Source organism: Arenibacter palladensis, from assembly GCF_900129275.1.
In the GTDB taxonomy this organism is placed as follows: Bacteria; Bacteroidota; Bacteroidia; order Flavobacteriales; family Flavobacteriaceae; genus Arenibacter; species Arenibacter palladensis.
The window spans coordinates 364866-382710 of the sequence record NZ_FQUX01000003.1 but is presented as its reverse complement, the minus strand read 5'-3'; the positions used below and the strand labels follow the sequence as shown (position 1 = coordinate 382710).

The window sequence follows — 17845 nt, the reverse complement described above, 5'->3', positions numbered from 1 at the left end:
GTTGGCCTACAGTCCTACCTAATTCCCTTTACATTCATCTTGAGGGAATACAAAGAATTCATTGCGGTAATAAATAATGTCTTTTGGTCTTTTCCTCCAAAAGTGACATTGGCCGTCCACTTCTGATCTATTGGAATATGTAATATTTGTTCACCTTTGGGATTGAAAACGGTAACCCCGTTCCCTGTAAGGTAAACATTACCTTGGTTGTCCATGGTCATGCCATCCGAGCCCATATTGGTATAAAGGGTTTTATTGCCAAGACTGGCATCGGGATTTATGGTATACGAATAGGTTTTTTTATCGCCTATGTCGGCTACATATACAAGGTTTCCCTCCTTATTGCCAATAATGCCATTAGGCCTTACATAGTCATTTGCTACAGTAATGATGTCCTTTTTATCCGGGGTAAGATAGTAGACATTTTGTTTTTCCAATTCCTGTTCGGTGCGACTCCAATACGGACGTTTGTAAAAGGGGTCGGTAAAATAAATTCCTCCCTTTGGGTCTACCCATAAATCGTTGGGCCCGTTTAATTTCTTACCTTGAAAATCCTCAATTAGTACGGTCACATTTTTATTGGGATCTATACTCCAAAGTTCATTTTTTTCATCCGCACAGGCCAAAAGGTTTCCATCATGGTCAAAATATAGTCCGTTGGATCTACCTGAGGGTTCCATATAGACCGATACGGTATTGTCCTTGGCAGTCCATTTTAAAATACGATCGTTGGGTTGGTCTGTGAAAAACACATCCCCGTTGGGCGCCACGGCGGGGCCTTCCGTAAAGGAATAACCTGATGACACCAATTGTACTTCGGCATCCTTGGCAATTAAGGATGTTTGTAATGATTTGCAGGACAGGGACAGCAAAATCGGTATTACCAAAAAGACATTTAATACTTTTTTCATTTAATAATTTTGAAACTTAAAACTAATTGAGAATCATTGCCGGTGGGGGGTAAGGCTTATATGTTGTGAATTAATGTTGGTGTTCTTTTTCATAGTGGGCCTTTAATACATCTTCCCCATAATCATTGGTTAAATCCCTTACTACAGTGTGTACATGATTGGCATTGTTTTGGGTGTTATCGTATTCTATGAGTAGGCTAGGACCCTGAATACGGAAATAATGACCTTTGCCCGGTTGAAGGCTTCCTGCCCACGCAAATTTTAAATTGTCTATGCCGGCTTTGGTTATTTTGTCCCTAAATCCTTCGGCAAATCCATGTTCGTAATTATTGATGTATAGCTCCAAAAGTTCCATAAACATATTCTTTTGGTTTTTGGACAGGTCCCGATATGCAATCCCTAAGGACTCCAGTTGCTCTACCTTTCTTTTGGTCGTGGTAATGATATCGTGTGGGGCAACATCTGTAAATACCACTGTTTTTAATTGTTCCTGGGTCATGGAGTGGAGAAGGGAAAAACCTAATTGCGCTTCTTTTTTCAATACTTCCTTGCCCTTGTATTCCGTACTGCGTACAATGCCCGGGTTGGTTCCAAAGAAAGTAGGGGTAGAGGAGCTAATAATCCCGTCGGTGGAGGTAAAATTTAAGGAGAGATGGTGACCTTCAAATCGCCATCCCCAAGGTTGGTCCTTGGATGGTTTGCCAAAAATACAAAAGTGATAATTCAAAGGATCGCGCCTAGGCCTTCCGTCGGGCATTTTATCGTTATCGTCATTTTCTATAATTCTCAATACTTTTTCCAGTTCTATTATTTCCTGTGACTTGCGAAAACCTTCTTCACTCAAGGAAGCCCTCAGGAGGTCGAGCGCCGCCTTTTTTTGTGTCTCGTTAAAATCATGGAATCTGGCTCCTGCCCTTGGAATAGGGACGTAATTCATATTAAAACGCTCCGTATCCTCCAAGGTGAATAGGGTTTTTGCCTTTATTTCGTCGGACAAACTATTTAAAAACACATTCGCTTTTTCCAATACCTGAGCGGGAAGCATACCAAAAAATAAGAGGAGCATGGAGGATAAAATTATTTTTTTTAAGTTCAATTTAAGTTTCATTTTTCTAGTTTGGTTTATAATTATCTATGGTTTGATCAAATTTTATTTTAGCCGATAACCGATGCATAATCAACGGTTATATAACAATGGTGTTGCATTACTCCCAAATCCTTTAGGATATACCGTGGCATAAGGTCAAGGCCAATAAAGGCAAAAGGGAGAAGTAATTTTATGTTGGTCATATTGGTTTGGTCCGATAAGCAAGGAACTAAAGTTAGCTAAAAAACTCGGAACATACGATAGTTGAAACCGTACGGTCTTTGTATTTTTGTTGAAAAGTAAACTTTATGAATTCTAGGGAATCCCAATTACAGGCCTTCGATCGTCTTCTTACTATAATGGATGAATTGCGAACCCAATGTCCGTGGGACAAAAAGCAAACCATGCAAACACTGCGTCATTTGACCATTGAGGAAACCTATGAATTGGGAGACGCCATATTGGACAATGATCTAGAGGAAATAAAAAAGGAATTGGGCGATGTTCTCCTGCATATTGTCTTTTATGCCAAGATAGGGAGTGAGACCAAGCATTTTGATATAGCGGACGTTGCCAATGATATCTGTGATAAGCTCATCAATAGGCATCCTCATATTTATGGGGATGTAGTTGTGGAAAATGAAGAGGAGGTTAAGCAGAATTGGGAAAAAATAAAATTAAAGGAAGGTAAAAAAAGTGTCTTGGAAGGTGTTCCTAAGGGTTTACCGGCTTTGGTAAAGGCCAACCGTATTCAGGATAAGGTGGCAGGAGTAGGGTTCGATTGGGAAAAACCAGAACAGGTATGGGAAAAAGTGCAGGAGGAACTGGAAGAATTCCAAGATGAGGTTAAACAAGGAAATACGGACGCTATGGAGTCCGAATTTGGGGATGTTCTATTTTCTATGGTAAATTATGCCCGATTTTTGAATATTAATCCAGAAAACGCCTTGGAGCGTACTAACAAGAAGTTTATTAAACGATTTCAGTATTTGGAAAACAAGGCCAAGGAACAGGGTAAGGCCTTAAAGGATATGACCTTGACCGAAATGGATGTTTTTTGGGAGGAGGCCAAGACCATTTAATCTTTTTGGAAAGATTGTTCTGCAATGGGCTTAATGCCTTTGGTAATACCAAACAAGTGTCGCTTTGCTAAATTTTAATCTTGTTTCCTATCAAAAAGTTATGGTAAAGGTGGTGCCTACCCCCACTTCGCTGGAAGCGGAAATTGAGCCTCCCATAGCCTCGATCTGTACTTTGGTCATATAGAGCCCAACTCCCTTTGCTTCGGGATGACTGTGGAATACCTTATTCAGGCCAAACAGTTTATGACCGTGTTTTTCCATATTTATGCCCAAGCCATTATCACTTACGCTCAGTATAGTTTTGCCATTTTCAATTTTGGATTTCAAATAAATTTCTGGAATCCTATCCTTGGATTTATATTTGATTGCATTGGAAATTAAATTGAGAAAAATGCTGTCAAGATAAATGTCATTATATACCACGGTAGGCGCCTTTGTAAAATCGCTTTTTAATATGGCACCCGATTGGGTTATCTGACTAGAGATGATCTCCTGGGTTTTGTTCAATGTAATTTGGAATGATAATTCCTGGGTGGTCTTGGAACTGTCATCCGTAGTCCGAATTACTTCGACCATGGTGTTTAAGGTAGAGGAGAGGTGGTCTATTACAATTTCAAATTTCTCAAATAGTTCACTGCGCTCTTGCTCACTTTTGGCTTCTTTATAGAAACGGGATAAGGTTTGGAGGTTGCCTACTGGGGATCTAAGATTGTGTGAGGTTATATGGGCAAAATCTGCCAATTGTCGGTTTTGGTTTTTAAGTTTTGCGGTGAGGGCTTCAAGATTTTCTTTCGTTTCAATTAGTTTTTTACGGTTGTGGACCCTTTCGGAAATATCCGTGGCAACACCCAAAAACCCGTGGATCTCTCCATTTTTATCTTTGATCGCAGTGGTAATTAACTGCACAGGGAAATGTGAACCATCTTTGCGAACATAGGTCCACTCCATGGATTCATGGCTATCGCGCCTGGCATGTTCCACAAAAACGTCGAAGCCGCTAATAGTTTGGCCAAATAATTTTGACAACTCTTTGCCATGTTGTTCTACCTCTTCGGGCAGATGTATAACCTCTGGGGTCATTTTTCCAATCATCTCTGCAGCTGAATATTGCAATAAATTTTCGGCACCTTTATTAAAATGGGTAATTAATCCATTCATGTCCGTTCCGATAATGGAGATTGGGCCAACATTAAAAATGGCGCTTAGTTCCTCATTGGCCTTATTTAAGGCATTTTCCGTAACCTTAATATCGTTGATGTTGTGGAATACCCCATATAATCTTACACACTGCCCGTCTACCATTTCCGCCTGGCCTATGGCCCTTGCCCAACGGCTATTCCCTTTTGCTGTAATCAGCTCAACTTCTACATCATAGGAGATTCCTTTTTCGATTGCATTGTTTACCGCCATTTGAATTTTATCCCTGCTTTTCCCTTCTTTAAAAAAATTAATGGCTGTTTCAAGTTCTGGCACATAATCATGTGGCACTTCATGTATTTCACAAGTTACCTTGCTCCATTGGATTTTGTTTTTAATGAGATCAACTTCCCATGTTCCAATACGGGCTACTTGGTTGGTTTTGTCCAGGATTTCCTCAATGCGGAGTTTTTCATTTTCATTTTCCTTAATGTTGGTGATGTCCAAGGTATAAATTAATAGTCCTCCTATTTTATCAGGGGAAATATACCAGGGTCTAATGTCAAAGCTAAGCCACTGGACCCTACCATCGGGCCATTTATATGCTGTTTCATCTTCGTGGTGAAGGGACCCGGAAAGGCATTCTTGGTGAATTTTTTTCCAATGTTCATCTATTGCCGGAAATACCTCATAAAGTGATTTTCCGATAATATCTTGGTCACCAAGATTGTAATCGCTCCGCCATCGTTCTGATGCTGCAAGGAACTTCATGTCACTGTCGAACATGGCCATGGCGTTGGGTGCTTGGTCTATAAATATTTTATTGTACTCATCCCTTAGCTGTAAATCGGCTTGTAAGGCCTTTACTTCTGCCATTTTTTCTTGTATAGCCCTATTGGAATTGGCTAATTCCTCATTGGCAAGGTGTAGCGATTGTGATTTCTTTCTAAGATTTTTTATCAGAGGCAACAAAAGAAAGCTAAATTGACCAATGATCACCAGCGCAACAATTATTGCAATAAGGTAGGTGACCCTGTAAAGGTTATTCAGGTTCTTCTCTGCCATGTTTTGGTATTCCGATACAATGTTATCAGTAATGGTCAGAACAGAAGATTCTACCTTTTTTATGATTTCGGTATTGGTATTAAATACTTCTGGATTACTGGGGTCCTTCAGGATTTGAAGGGCAGCGTTCAATAATGCTGTAGTCTTTGGCTGCGCGGCAGCGAACAGGGAATCTAGTCTTTCAGAATTCTCAACCTGTTTATTGGCCAAAATAAGAAAGTTCTGATTTTTCTGCCATTCATTCGTTAAAGCGCTTAAACTATCCAGATAAATTTTATTGGCTTTGTCGCTCTGTTTAAAGTCCCATGAAAATACATGTTTGGAGATACGCTGGCTTAGCATGCGTTGTTTACCTGCAATGTTGATTATGCTTAATTCCGAAGTTAGAATATTGATTCTATTCTGGTAGAATATGACCGCAGCAATAATTATTAGAATAATGGTGGCAATAAAAAGGAGGTATCTTTTTTTTGTAGATTTTTCAAGTTCTTCCATTTATGGGGTGTTTGTACGCCTTCTTCAGGGGCCATCTAGGAAATGGCAAGAAGAAGAAATAATACTTTTATACAAGTCCGATTATTATTTAGTTTACCCTATTTTGACTTTGATTTCTAAATATAGATAATATTTTTGCATATTAAAATACTTTTCATGCACTAATTATAAAGTAATATATAGTTTGGAAAGCTAATAATATAAAATAGAAGAAATGGTGATAAATGTCATTTCAAGTATATATTTGGGTGTACCACCAATTTACCCAGGTGTTGGGATTTGAATGCTCTGAAGCTTGCTTGCCTAAACGGAACATGCGTTCTGTTGGGACGGGTGTTTAGACATTGCCCGTATATTACTTTGGAATTCTTATAAGGCTGCCCTTCTATAATTTACCGTGGACCCATTCCGGTCGGTTTTGACAACCATGGTTTAAATTGAAAAATCCTTTATCTAAAACCAAAGCTAACCCTTATATTTGCCCCTTCAAATTAAGGTGTGTTGTTAGATAAATATACAAAGGAGTTTCGTTATAACTTATCCCTTTCATTTCCCGTAATTCTTGGAATGCTGGGCCATTCGTTCGTACAGTTTGCTGACAATATTATGGTGGGGCAATTGGGTACGGCAGAGTTGGCTGCGGTTTCTTTGGGGAACAGTTTTGTGTTTATAGCCATGTCCTTGGGTATAGGATTTTCTACTGCCATTACGCCTCTGGTAGCCGAGGCCGATGGTGCCGGTAATGTTGGTGCGGGAAAAAGTGCTTTTAAACATGGTCTATTGTTGTGCACACTAATGGGAATTTCACTCTTTGGGATAATACTATTGGCCAAGCCACTCATGTACCTTATGAAGCAACCTCCCGAAGTGGTGGAATTGGCTATGCCATATCTGGATTTAGTGGCATTTTCCTTGGTTCCGTTAATCATTTTTCAAGCTTTTAAGCAGTTCTCCGAGGGATTGTCCCAGACCAAGTACCCTATGTATGCTACTGTAATTGCCAATTTTGTAAATATCCTTTTGAACTATCTTCTAATTTTTGGTTCTTGGGGTTTTCCCAAAATGGGAATTGTGGGGGCGGCCTGGGGAACCTTGATTTCCCGTATTATTATGGTGATTTTTCTTTGGGTACTACTCAAGAACAAAAAGAAATTTCACGACTATATTATCGGATTCAATTTTGGGATAATAGAGAAAAAGGTCATGAAAAAAATCATTGACCTCGGATTTCCCTCGGCTTTACAGATGTTTTTTGAGGTGGCCATTTTTACTGCGGCAGTATGGTTAAGTGGTGTCTTGGGCAAGAATTCACAAGCCGCCAACCAGATTGCATTAAACTTGAGCAGTATGACCTTTATGGTGGGAATGGGGCTGGGCGTTGCCGCTATGATACGTGTAGGAAATCAAAAGGGGTTAATGAATTTTAAAGAATTAAGGCGTATTGCACAATCTATTTTTCTTCTCACTTTTGTGTTGGAAGTTATTTTTGCCGTGTCTTTTGTTGTTCTAAATGATTTTCTGCCAACAATTTATCTGGATCTTGGGGATGCCAACAATCTGGCAGATAACATGGAAGTGATAAAAATGGCCGCAGAACTAATTTTGGTTGCGGCGGTATTTCAAATTTCAGATGGCTTACAGGTCGTGGTATTGGGAGCACTAAGGGGGCTTCAGGATGTAAGGATACCCACTATGATTACCTTTGTAGCCTATTGGATAATTGGCTTTCCCATTAGTTTTTATCTGGGATTATATACGCCATTGCAGAGTACAGGGATTTGGATCGGCTTATTGTCCGGGCTTACAGCCTCTGCCATAATGTTGTATATTCGATTTAATTATTTGACCAAAAAACTAATTGCTCAAAAGGCGTTAAAGGAGATAGATTGATATTAAAGCAAATCCTTATCCCCAATAGAGGAAAAGTTTTGGGGATATTGATAATTATATAAAAAGTTGAATTATGGAATTTCCAAAGTTTTTATTAGGAGACAATACGGATTACCCAACGGCAATTTTTGTGGTACATACAGAATACCCTAGATTTATTATAAATCTGGAGAACGATGAGGTAGAGTGGTTGGAGGATTTTACACAGGAGGACGAAAAGGAGCTGGAGGCCGAAGTCGAGAATTTAATTGAACAGGCTACGGCTTTCTATGACCGGGAAATTTCTCGTTACGAAGAATAGTCTATGTTAGACCAATTGGTACATTACGACAAGGAATTGTTTTTGTTCCTAAATAATTTGGGCAATGCCAAGTGGGACGGTTTTTGGCTTTTTATGACCAATAAATGGAGTTCTATTCCCCTTTATGCCTTATTGGCATTTTTAACCTATAGGGCATTTGGTCTAAAGCGGCTTTTAATGACATTGGTGGCCATTGCGTTGCTCATTTTGGTAACGGACCAATTGGCCAATTTTTTCAAGTACGGTGTACAGCGCTTGAGGCCTTGCCATGATGACGAAATAAATGGATTGATGCGATTGGTGAAAAGTTCCTGTGGTGGAAAATTCGGCTATTTCTCCGCCCATGCCGCCAATTCCTTTGCCGTAGCCATTTTCTTTACCTCCCTATTACGAAAGGAGTATAAATATATCGGGTTGATTTTAATAATGTGGGCCTCGGTGGTCGCCTATAGCCGGATATATATTGGGGTACATTTTCCCTTGGACGTATTGACGGGAATGATTATAGGAATTTTTTTGGGAGGATTATTTATGCAGCTTTTTTTAAAGGCCGTTTCCAAATACAATCCTTGATTCTGGCATCCAAAACTGGTTAGAGTTGTGCTTCTATACCACATCTTGTTTGGGCTGTTCCCGTTCAAAAATTTCCTTGTTCAGGGGACCTAGAAAAATCAAGAAAAAGATTGCGCCAAAAGCCAATTCGTACACCTCCCATTTTCGGCTGGCCGGATTAAGGGCGACCAAAACGGTTGCCACTAAAAAGGCGATGGTATGATGCCACTTTACAATGGGCACGGCAAAATTGTTGGCCAAATCCTTAAACCACTTAAATTTTCTGAAGAGGATAGGAGTAATAATTAGGTAAATAAACATCACTAGGAACAATAACTGGCTAAAGATAATTTTGTTTATTTTCTTTTCACCTACTACCAGATTATGTAGGTTGGTTTCGCCCTGGGCGTTGTTTTCTATAAAAAATTCACTGGATTCCACCCCGAATATTCGTTGACCCCATGAGATTTCTTCACCCGCGGCGAAAAGGAACAAGATTACAAAAAGGAAGGTACCCAATTTCCACAATATTTTTTTGCCGTTCCACAAAGTTAATAAGTGGTATAGGGAAAGTACGAATATTCCAAATAGCATTATGGCCGTACCCCATTCAACCGGTCCATCTTCTTGGGCATAATTAACATCAAAATAAATGTCGTCCCTGAGGCCCAAATAGAGGCCGATCAATACAATTGCCAATAAAATACTGTAGCCTATTTTTTCAATTTTGGAAAAGATATTCATCATCGTTTTTGAACTATATATAATTTACTTATCAAACGGTCTTTATGTCCTTTGGTTCCTGGGTTGGCATTATAGTTTAGATCGTATACGTTATCTAAGGTATAGCTATATTCGGGGTCAAAGATACGTTTAAATTCATTTTCATTTGCTGGAATTACCAGTACCCCAAACTTTTTTCCTTCTGGAATTAAGATTTCCTCTTCTCCTTTAAGTACGGGAATTGCTGAGCCATAGTCCCAGATCATTTCAGGGGCAATTTCACCAAAGCAATAGGTTTTTAGTCCCTCTTCCTGCATAGTGTGTTTTAAGTCTGATATACTCCTGTACTCTGCATTTTTTTCCATTGCCCCCGCCAAGGGCATAGCCAATGTTTTTATGGCAGCTACCAAGGCAATAGTGAGTATAAAGCAGCCAAAAAGTTGTTGTTTTTTTAGTTGTAAAAAAAGTAATAAACCAATAGCAAAGAGAGCAAGGGAGGACAAAGCATAGTAGCCCCAAAGACCGTTCAAACCATCTTTTAGAAGAAAATAGGCGATAATTGGATAGGCTATTCCGATACATCCTATTAGGGAAAAATGAAAATATACCGGTATTTTCTCTTTTGGGCTTAGCGAACTTTTAAAATTGTTAATGATATATTCCAAATAAAAACCAGTGTTGAGGGCTAGGGGAATAAGCACAGGAACAAGATATCTAGCCTTTTTTTCGGGGATGATAGAAAGTAGAATCACCGAAAATATAGTCCATAGCAAGGTAAGGCGGTACGTCTTTTTATCACTTACCTTATTCTTTAGATATGGATATATTAGACTTAACAAGGCGGGAATGGTCCATATGCCGCTTTGTATAAAAAAGCTCCAATAATAATAGAAGGGGCGCACATTATAACTAGACCAATTAGCTGTTTCTTTTTTGGTGATTGCCAAAAAGGCATTGGGGTCGGCAAGTCGCACGTAAAGGAACCACCATATGCCAATAACCGTGGCCAATAGGATCATGACCAATAAGGGGAGGAATTTCCTGTCAGTACCAAAACCTTTATATTTATGTACAAATCCATAGGCCAAGAGAAAGGGCAGGAGAAGCGCATAAAGTGAAACTGGTCCTTTGCTCATAAAGGACAGGCCTATAAATAGTCCGGCAAGTAGACTGTTCTTCCATTTGTTGTCCGGAAGATTAAAAAAACTATATAAAAAATAGATGGCGGTCAACATAAATCCGTGGGTGTATATGTCCCATGGTGCTTCAACCGTAATTGCAATGATGTAGAACGAACTTAATAATATAAGGGCATTTATGAGTGCGTGTAATTTATTGTGGAGTATTTTTATGGAAAACAAATATCCCACATACCCTAAAACTATGGCCATTAACATAGTTGGCATTCGAAGTGTGGCAACATTGTCCAAGCCAAAAATAAATCCAAAGATAGCAGTGATCCAACTTGGTAAGGGGGGTTTCTCATATCGTGGAAGGTCGTTCATTGTAGTCAGCAACCAGTTTCCTTCCGTAATCATTTCCCTTGCCGTAATAAAATTTCTGGCCTCCATGATTGTGACCGGGATAACGTCTAAATGAAATAAATAAATGGAGATTCCCGCCAAGAAGATCAGGGCAATAGGATTATTTTTCAACCACCTCATGTTCTTCATTTTTAAGGATAAACAGATTTCTTAAATAAACGATCATCCCCAGTGAATGGCCAGCAAAAAGGACCGGGTCCTTCCTAAAAATGGCGTAGGTTAGTATTAGGGAGGCCCCAATTAAACTTAGTAACCAAAAACCGAAGGGAAGACTTGAGGTTTTCTTTTTCTCGGAATATATCCATTGGTATACAAAGCGAAAGGTGAAAATAACCTGTGCTATACTACCCAATAGTATCAACCAGATGGGAATGTTTTCATTGTTGAAGAATTGCCTTAGGTCGTAGGCATTGTTATTGTACCCGTATACAATAATTATTACTGGAAAAACCCATAGAAAAACCCTGAAGGCCCTAGGCAATTTAGTCCATTCACCCTGTAATTGGATATTGCGGATATATATAAAATAGGTAATTGCCTGTCCCAGCATTATGGCAAAATCGTCTCTTAACCACCCATAAACAAATAATAGAAATGAAGCCAATAAACTTAATTGCCAGAACAGTCTAGGGGTAAGTACTTTTTTGTTCTTTTCCGATATGACCCATTGTACCACCATTCTACTGGAAAATAGAATTTGGGCAATAAAGCCAATTGCATAAACCATCCAATCTGCCATTTACCCTATTTTATCCACCTGGTAGTTAATGTATTTTTTTTTCATCCACAAATAGGCAAAACAATCCATGAGTGGTCCCAATAATCTGTTCCAAAGACCAAACTTTGCAGTTCCGGCCATACGTGGAAAATGGCGAATTGGAATTTGCACAATGCTTCCATTTTGCAATAGGATCATGGCGGGCAAAAATCTGTGCAAACCTTTAAACATGGGTATTCTTTTGGCGAAATCCGTTTTTATAACCTTTAACGGACAGCCTGTATCGTCCATACCGTCATGAGTAAAAGCGCGACGTATACCATTGGCGATAGTGGAAGAGGCATTCTTGACGAAGGAATCCTTTCTGTCTGCCCTTACTCCTGTGACTAGGTCGTACTTATCTATATGTTCCAAAAGGAGGTTAAAATCTTCAGGGGATGTTTGTAGATCGGAATCTATATAACCTACCAAAGGAGTATCGGCATAGTCGAAACCTGCTTTGATGGCTGCACTCAAGCCTTTGTTTTGGGCGAATTTTACAAAACTAAAATTTTCGTTTCTCAGACAAATAGCTTCTATCAATTGTTGGCTCCTATCTTTGGAACCGTCATTTACGAATAATACCTTGGCCTTTTTTGTGCATATAGTCATGTAGTCCTTAAGCTCCTTTTCCACACGTTCCAAATTATCTTCTTCATTGTAGACCGGTATAATTATGGTGAATTCGTAATTCATTTTATGCAAGGGTGAATACTTTTGTATAATACAATTTAGGGCCAAAGATAATCAACTTTGTCAACCTATATGGTATTGGTGCGTACATCTTATAGTGGAGGTGTAATTGGAATGGCTTCAAAATATTTCTGAAGTAGTAATCACCAATTCCCTCCGTTATTATTCTTAAAGGGCCATGGCGCAAAAAATTACTAGGGCTTATGGTTCCTTGGCTAGTCTTAATAGTTTTTCAGCGGCGTTAAAAGGGGAAATTTCCCCATCTACAACCAATTGTATCATTTTATCCAGATTATTTTTTATGTTTTTGTTTTCATAAAACTGTTGCTTTAGTCGGTCTTCAATGGTCTGTAGTAGCCAGTATTTGTTTTGTGTTCTCCTTTTTGCGATTATTCCGTCCAGGCCTGGTTTATCGTCTATGTAGGTTTTAATAACTTCCCAGATTTCCGATATCCCTGTTTTTTGGGTAGCAGAACAACTAAGGACCTTAGGGGTCCAACCATTATCTTTGGGCGTAAGGAGGTGTACTGCTTTTGAAAACTCAACTTTGGCCAAGTTGGCCTGTTCAATGTTGTTGCCATCCGCTTTGTTGATGACAATGGCATCAGCCATTTCCATGATGCCCCTTTTAATGCCCTGAAGTTCATCTCCGGCACCAGCCAATTTCAATAATAGAAAGAAATCCACCATCCCATGTACTGCGGTTTCACTTTGGCCCACACCAACAGTTTCCACTAAAATGGTATCGAAGCCGGCCGCTTCGCAAAGGATTATGGTTTCACGGGTCTTTCTGGCAACTCCTCCCAAAGAATATCCGGTAGGGGAAGGACGGATATAGGCATTCTTATCCTTTACCAGTTCCTGCATTCGGGTCTTGTCCCCCAAAATACTTCCCTTGCTAATGGTGCTGGTGGGATCTACCGCCAGTACGGCCACTTTTTTATCCATTGCAGTAAGGAAGGAGCCAAAAGTTTCGATAAAGGTACTTTTACCTACCCCGGGAACTCCGGTTATTCCAATACGTATGCTCTTACCACTATGGGGCAGGCATTGGTTTATAATATCATTGGATTTTTGAAAATGTTCACTTTTGGTACTTTCAATCAATGTAATTGCCCTAGCCAAGGTGGCTATGTCGCCGTTTAAAATACCATCGATCAATTCCGTTGTGGATGGGTCTTTTTTTCTAAAAGCTTTCGATTTAGAATTATGATTTCCGTCCGTATTTTTTTTTGAGGCCAAACTTATTTATTAATGGGAACGCTAACCTTTGTTTTATCCCAGGCAAGGCTCAGGTAAAGCTGGTCGTTTTCTTCAAAATCTATGGAAAGACTTTCAATGGATTGGGACAATTTCTGTGGTATGGCATTTATTTGTAGTATATCTGCGTCGACATTTCTAGTAGTTTCTTTGCCACCACTTAATATAGTTACGCCCCAGCCGGGAATTTCACTATTAAAAATAAAGCTCCAGCTGTCTTTGCCGGGTACTGTCCAAAAGGAATAGCTTCCAGCGGGAAGGCTTTTGCCACCAATGTTAATGTTGCTGGCCGTGGTAAAGGTGGTAGGTTCGTTGGCACCGGTTCTCCAAACCACATCATAGGGTACCAATTCGCCAAAAATAACCCGATTTTTTTTAAAGGGACTGCTGTATTGTACCGAAAGGTCCAATCCATTTTTACTATAGGTAGCTGTTTTCTCTGGACTATTTTTTTTGGTTTGCTCCCTTAAATAGGATTTTCCGAACAAAAAGAAGGCCAATACCAACACTACGATAATTGCCAGTAACCATTTAAGAAATTTCATCTCCTTGAATTTTACTTAGTTAATTGTTCTAATTTACGAAACTAAACCTAAACTCGCTTTCATTTAGATAGGTTTCTCCTGGCTGCAGAATGCTATTGGGAAAGTGGGGCTGGTTGGGAGCATCCGGGAAATTTTGGGTTTCAAAACAGATGGCGGCAAAAGCGGGTGGCGTATAGACTACCACTCCCGGTTGATTGGTTACTACTTCCATAGATAAACCTGATTTGTCTGAAGTCAGTACGGTACCATTTTTAAGACTGGAGTCCATCACAAACGGGGTGTCCAAACGCACTTGCCCTATCTTTTTCATTTCCAGGAAATCGTATTTCGAATTTTTTACGGAAAGTATTTTTCCGGTAGGCAGTAATTTGGCATCTGTTTCCAAGTATTCCGGGCAAGACAACCTTAGGTTCCAATGGTCTATGGTTTCTTCACCATCCAAATTAAAATAGGAGTGGTTGGTCAGATTTACCGGTGTGGCCTTATCAGTGGTGGCCTCATGAATTATGAATAGGGATGGCCCTACCAGTTTATAGGTCACCGTGCATTTTAGATTTCCAGGATAGCCCTCTTCCATGTCCGGACTAAGGTAAGTTAGTTTTACAAATGGGTTTTCGCCATCATGTACCTGCTCTATGGTCCAATACCTCTTTCCAAAGCCTTTTTGTCCGCCGTGGAGATGAACCCCATCCTTGGCAAAAATGGGATAGTGCACGTTATTGATATGAAATCCACCATTGGATATTCTACCGGCATAACGACCTATACACGCCCCAAGAGACTTATTGTCCGTTAAATATTTTTCGGGTTCCTCCAATCCTACAACCACATTGGTATCCACCCCGTCCTTATTTTTTATTATCAATTTTTGGATGATGGCCCCATAGTCCAATACGGTCAGGGTGATGAAATTATTTTTAATTGTAACTTGATTCAAGATGGTTATTTTTAAGATTTAAGATAAAAATACTATTTTTTGCAACATTACAATCATTTCATCGTCCTTTAGGTAATTGGGATTAAACGGGAATGATTTTAAGGACAACTTACCCTTCCATCAACCAAAGAAACTGGCCAAAATGTTTCAGATTGATATTGTAGAACAATGTAAACGTAACGATCGCAAAGCGCAATTGAAACTGTACAATCAGTATTGCCATGGCATGTTCTGTGTTGCCATGCGATTCTTAAAAAATGAAGATGATGCGGAAGATGTAGTTCAGGAATCGTTTATCAAGGCATTTTTAAGAATAAGTCAATACAGGGGCGAGGTAACTTTCGGGGCCTGGTTAAAAAGGATAGTAGTAAACAAGTGTATTGATTTTTTAAAATCGAAACAACTTAAGACGGTGGAACTAAATGAAGGGTATATGCATGTTGCTGAAGATGAAGATTGGACGGTAGATGATACGGTCACTGTAATGGAAGTACAACAGGCTATAGGGAAATTACCTGAAAAATATAGATATGTGGTACAGTTGTTTTTGGTGGAAGGGTACGATCACAACGAGATATCCGAAATACTAGGCATAAGCACTACCTCCTGCAGAACAAGGTTATTAAGGGGTAAGGGACAATTAAAGGAAATTTTAAAATCGAATAAGTATGTCGCAAGATCTTAGAGAAATGTTCAAGAATTCCGATAAGGAAGTTGTGCCAACTATGAAGGATGGGCATGAGCAGCGTTTTTTGAAAAGAATGGAAGTGGAACTACCGTTTGCTAAGGGGCCATCCTACCCATGGTTCAGAATTGCTGCTTCGCTTATAATTCTGGCTGGTTTGGGCACCTACATTTTTATGATTTGGAATAAGCCAGAACCTGTTGAAACAACCATAGTTGAAAAAAACAATCCTGCCCCAGAAGAAAGGGGGATTTCCCTAGGTGACCTTTCCCCGGATTTAAAGAAGGTGGAAGATTATTATATGGTGAGTATAAATATGGAATTGTCCCAATTGGAAATTTCCGATAGGAACAAAACCCTCATCGATAGCTTTATGGAACGCCTGGAGGAATTGAATGGGGAATATAAAAAGCTGAATGCCGAATTAAACGAGATCGGTCCCAATGACCAGACCATAACTGCCCTGATAAAGAACTTGCAACTTAGACTACAGCTGTTACATAAACTAAGGGACAAGTTAAAGGAATTACAGACCCAAAGCACGGAGGCGGATAAAAATACCTTGCTTACGGCTGTATGATAAGTGAAAATATTAAATCAAGAAAATAAATAAAATAGATGAAAACAATATTGAGAAAGATAGGCTTCATTACAACGGTAATATTATTAATGTGTACTAGTGTTGTTTGGGGACAAAAAAAGACCAAAACCTTTCATGAGAATTTTAATGTAACCAATGAGGTGGTTTTGGAATTGAACACCAGTTATGCCGATATAGAATTTGAAACTTGGAACAAGAATCAAGTGGACATCACTGTTGTGGTGGAATTGGAGGATGTTTCCGAGGAGGAGGCGAACAACTATTTTAAAAGGGAGCCTGTAAAAATTGTGGGAAATAGCAAAAATATCAGTATCAGCACGGCATTGGGACACCGAGAGTTTGTCACCTACAATACAGAGGATATCGATATCGATTTTTTACATCAATTCAATGGGGTAGGGGGAGCCCATAACATAGCACCACTAGTAGAGCTGCCAGAGTTGCCAGAAGTGATGGAATTGCCACCGCTTCCCCCAATGAACATACAACCATTTGATTACGAAGCTTATAAAAAAGATGGGGAAGCTTATTTAAAAGAATGGAAGGAAGAATTTGCAAAGGGTTTTGGGAAGGATTATGAAAGCAAAATGGAAGAGTGGAGCAAAAAAATGGATCTGAAGCGGGCGGAAAGCGATAAAAGAAGACTTGAAATGGAAAAGAAAAGGGAGGAGGCCCATCAAGAACGATTGGAGAAGTTGCAAGAAATACAAAGTCAAAGAATGGAAATCACAGGGAAGGCACAAGAACAAATGGCCAAATCCATAACTTCCGGCAAACAGCTGCGGGAAATACAGAAGGATATGAAGACCATTACAATAGAGATAGACTCGGCGGATGGGAAAAGTAGGGAATTTATCTTTATGGAGGAACGTCACCCTACGGCACCCAATGTTTTTTATTCGATAAAAAAGGGAGGGGATAAAAATTTAAAGGTCAAGAAAACGATAAAGATCAAATTGCCAAAATCTACCAAAATTAAAATGAACGTGAGACATGGAGAAGTTATTTTGGCAGAAAACACAAAGAACCTAAGTGCCACTTTATCCTATTCCACCTTATTGGCGTCGACCATTGATGGTGATAAAACCTATATAGATGCTTCCTATTCACCGGTAAGTGTCCAAAAATGGAACTATGGTCAACTTAAGGCCGATTATTCTGAGAAGGTAAATATCAAGGAAGTTGAAAACCTGACCTTAAATGCCACTTTTTCGGATGTTACAATTGAAAATCTAATGCAGAAAGCGTTTATTAAAAACAATTTTGGTCCTTTGGCTATCAATTCTATTTCCAAGGATTTTACGGATTTGGATATCAATCTACAAAATGCCGAATTTAGGTGCGTATTGCCAAAAACAGCATTTAATATAGCCGTCAATGGTACCAATTCAGAATTGGTCCATCCAAAGGAGCTGCACATGGTAAAAACAAAGAACGGCTATAATACTTTGAACAAGGGATATCATATAAACAAAACTAGTGGTAAATCTATCATTATTAATTCCAAGTTTACGGAAGTTGTTCTGCGGTAATGGGAATTATTATTCAAAAAAAGAAGGGGATTTTCGATAGAAAATCCC

The 17845-nt window shown here is 39.3% G+C and carries 17 protein-coding genes; 7 read left to right on the top strand and 10 right to left on the bottom strand.

The genetic code is table 11. The annotated features are described in order from the left end of the window. Positions 1 to 14 precede the first annotated feature (14 nt). Positions 15 to 911: an SMP-30/gluconolactonase/LRE family protein gene (locus BUA60_RS11750; protein ID WP_072861967.1), complete on the bottom strand. Its 897-nt coding sequence runs from the start codon at positions 909 to 911 to the stop codon at positions 15 to 17. A gap of 70 nt (positions 912 to 981) precedes the next feature. Continuing rightward, the gene (locus BUA60_RS11745; protein WP_084532573.1) at positions 982 to 2019 is read right to left on the bottom strand and encodes a DUF3500 domain-containing protein; all 1038 of its coding nucleotides are present in this window, start codon (positions 2017 to 2019) and stop codon (positions 982 to 984) included. Between the two features lie 287 nt (positions 2020 to 2306). Here BUA60_RS11745 and mazG point away from each other — a divergent pair, with 287 nt between their 5' ends. Next, positions 2307 to 3080, top strand: coding sequence for a nucleoside triphosphate pyrophosphohydrolase (mazG, locus tag BUA60_RS11740; protein WP_072861966.1), 774 nt, complete (start codon positions 2307 to 2309; stop codon positions 3078 to 3080). Positions 3081 to 3170: 90 nt separating this feature from the next. On the opposite strand, the gene BUA60_RS11735 is transcribed toward mazG, so the two are convergent. Further along, on the bottom strand, positions 3171 to 5777 hold the full coding sequence (locus BUA60_RS11735) for a PAS domain S-box protein (RefSeq protein ID WP_072861965.1): 2607 nt from the start codon (positions 5775 to 5777) through the stop codon (positions 3171 to 3173). Positions 5778 to 6278: 501 nt separating this feature from the next. Here BUA60_RS11735 and BUA60_RS11730 point away from each other — a divergent pair. From BUA60_RS11730 to BUA60_RS11720, 3 genes are all read left to right on the top strand, one after another. Continuing rightward, positions 6279 to 7667: an MATE family efflux transporter gene (locus BUA60_RS11730; RefSeq protein ID WP_084532588.1), complete on the top strand. Its 1389-nt coding sequence runs from the start codon at positions 6279 to 6281 to the stop codon at positions 7665 to 7667. Positions 7668 to 7740: 73 nt separating this feature from the next. Then, positions 7741 to 7968, top strand: a complete 228-nt coding sequence (locus tag BUA60_RS11725; RefSeq protein WP_072861963.1) for a hypothetical protein — start codon at positions 7741 to 7743, stop codon at positions 7966 to 7968. Positions 7969 to 7971: 3 nt separating this feature from the next. Next, positions 7972 to 8541, top strand: a complete 570-nt coding sequence (locus BUA60_RS11720) for a phosphatase PAP2 family protein (RefSeq protein ID WP_072861962.1) — start codon at positions 7972 to 7974, stop codon at positions 8539 to 8541. Between the two features lie 33 nt (positions 8542 to 8574). Here BUA60_RS11720 and BUA60_RS11715 read toward each other — a convergent pair whose 3' ends face one another. The 7 genes from BUA60_RS11715 to BUA60_RS11685 form a co-directional block, all read right to left on the bottom strand. Beyond that, positions 8575 to 9267: a hypothetical protein gene (locus tag BUA60_RS11715; protein ID WP_245802537.1), complete on the bottom strand. Its 693-nt coding sequence runs from the start codon at positions 9265 to 9267 to the stop codon at positions 8575 to 8577. After that, positions 9264 to 10907 carry an ArnT family glycosyltransferase gene (locus BUA60_RS11710; RefSeq protein ID WP_245802536.1) on the bottom strand — a complete coding sequence of 548 codons (1644 nt, stop codon included), beginning with the start codon at positions 10905 to 10907 and terminating at the stop codon, positions 9264 to 9266. The genes BUA60_RS11715 and BUA60_RS11710 overlap by 4 nt, the downstream gene beginning before the upstream one ends. Next, the gene (locus BUA60_RS11705) at positions 10888 to 11526 is read right to left on the bottom strand and encodes a lipid-A-disaccharide synthase N-terminal domain-containing protein (RefSeq protein ID WP_072861959.1); all 639 of its coding nucleotides are present in this window, start codon (positions 11524 to 11526) and stop codon (positions 10888 to 10890) included. Before BUA60_RS11705 ends, BUA60_RS11710 begins: the two co-directional genes overlap by 20 nt. After that, complete coding sequence (locus BUA60_RS11700; protein WP_072861958.1) at positions 11527 to 12240, bottom strand: glycosyltransferase; 714 nt, start codon at positions 12238 to 12240, stop codon at positions 11527 to 11529. Between the two features lie 198 nt (positions 12241 to 12438). After that, entirely contained in the window at positions 12439 to 13479 is a 1041-nt protein-coding gene (meaB, locus tag BUA60_RS11695) for a methylmalonyl Co-A mutase-associated GTPase MeaB (RefSeq protein WP_072861957.1), read from the bottom strand. Positions 13480 to 13481: 2 nt separating this feature from the next. Then, positions 13482 to 14042, bottom strand: a complete 561-nt coding sequence (locus BUA60_RS11690) for a DUF2911 domain-containing protein (RefSeq protein ID WP_072861956.1) — start codon at positions 14040 to 14042, stop codon at positions 13482 to 13484. Positions 14043 to 14070: 28 nt separating this feature from the next. Further along, positions 14071 to 14979: an aldose epimerase family protein gene (locus BUA60_RS11685; protein WP_072861955.1), complete on the bottom strand. Its 909-nt coding sequence runs from the start codon at positions 14977 to 14979 to the stop codon at positions 14071 to 14073. Between the two features lie 142 nt (positions 14980 to 15121). Between BUA60_RS11685 and BUA60_RS11680 the strand changes: the two genes are divergently transcribed. The 3 genes from BUA60_RS11680 to BUA60_RS11670 are packed head-to-tail and all read left to right on the top strand — an operon-like array spanning position 15122 to position 17797. Continuing rightward, the gene (locus tag BUA60_RS11680; protein WP_072862076.1) at positions 15122 to 15664 is read left to right on the top strand and encodes an RNA polymerase sigma factor; all 543 of its coding nucleotides are present in this window, start codon (positions 15122 to 15124) and stop codon (positions 15662 to 15664) included. After that, positions 15648 to 16244 carry a hypothetical protein gene (locus BUA60_RS11675; protein ID WP_072861954.1) on the top strand — a complete coding sequence of 199 codons (597 nt, stop codon included), beginning with the start codon at positions 15648 to 15650 and terminating at the stop codon, positions 16242 to 16244. Before BUA60_RS11680 ends, BUA60_RS11675 begins: the two co-directional genes overlap by 17 nt. 38 nt (positions 16245 to 16282) lie before the next feature. After that, the gene (locus tag BUA60_RS11670) at positions 16283 to 17797 is read left to right on the top strand and encodes an OmpH family outer membrane protein (protein WP_143153178.1); all 1515 of its coding nucleotides are present in this window, start codon (positions 16283 to 16285) and stop codon (positions 17795 to 17797) included. Positions 17798 to 17845: the final 48 nt, after the last annotated feature.

Coding starts and splice junctions, on each gene's coding strand:
- BUA60_RS11750 (WP_072861967.1), bottom strand. CDS start 911: ATGAAAAAAGTATTAAATGTCTTTTTGGTAATACCGATTTTGCTGTCC.
- BUA60_RS11745 (WP_084532573.1), bottom strand. CDS start 2,019: ATGAAACTTAAATTGAACTTAAAAAAAATAATTTTATCCTCCATGCTC.
- mazG (WP_072861966.1), top strand. CDS start 2,307: ATGAATTCTAGGGAATCCCAATTACAGGCCTTCGATCGTCTTCTTACT.
- BUA60_RS11735 (WP_072861965.1), bottom strand. CDS start 5,777: ATGGAAGAACTTGAAAAATCTACAAAAAAAAGATACCTCCTTTTTATT.
- BUA60_RS11725 (WP_072861963.1), top strand. CDS start 7,741: ATGGAATTTCCAAAGTTTTTATTAGGAGACAATACGGATTACCCAACG.
- BUA60_RS11720 (WP_072861962.1), top strand. CDS start 7,972: ATGTTAGACCAATTGGTACATTACGACAAGGAATTGTTTTTGTTCCTA.
- BUA60_RS11715 (WP_245802537.1), bottom strand. CDS start 9,267: ATGATGAATATCTTTTCCAAAATTGAAAAAATAGGCTACAGTATTTTA.
- BUA60_RS11710 (WP_245802536.1), bottom strand. CDS start 10,907: ATGAGGTGGTTGAAAAATAATCCTATTGCCCTGATCTTCTTGGCGGGA.
- BUA60_RS11705 (WP_072861959.1), bottom strand. CDS start 11,526: ATGGCAGATTGGATGGTTTATGCAATTGGCTTTATTGCCCAAATTCTA.
- BUA60_RS11700 (WP_072861958.1), bottom strand. CDS start 12,240: ATGAATTACGAATTCACCATAATTATACCGGTCTACAATGAAGAAGAT.
- BUA60_RS11690 (WP_072861956.1), bottom strand. CDS start 14,042: ATGAAATTTCTTAAATGGTTACTGGCAATTATCGTAGTGTTGGTATTG.
- BUA60_RS11680 (WP_072862076.1), top strand. CDS start 15,122: ATGTTTCAGATTGATATTGTAGAACAATGTAAACGTAACGATCGCAAA.
- BUA60_RS11675 (WP_072861954.1), top strand. CDS start 15,648: ATGTCGCAAGATCTTAGAGAAATGTTCAAGAATTCCGATAAGGAAGTT.
- BUA60_RS11670 (WP_143153178.1), top strand. CDS start 16,283: ATGAAAACAATATTGAGAAAGATAGGCTTCATTACAACGGTAATATTA.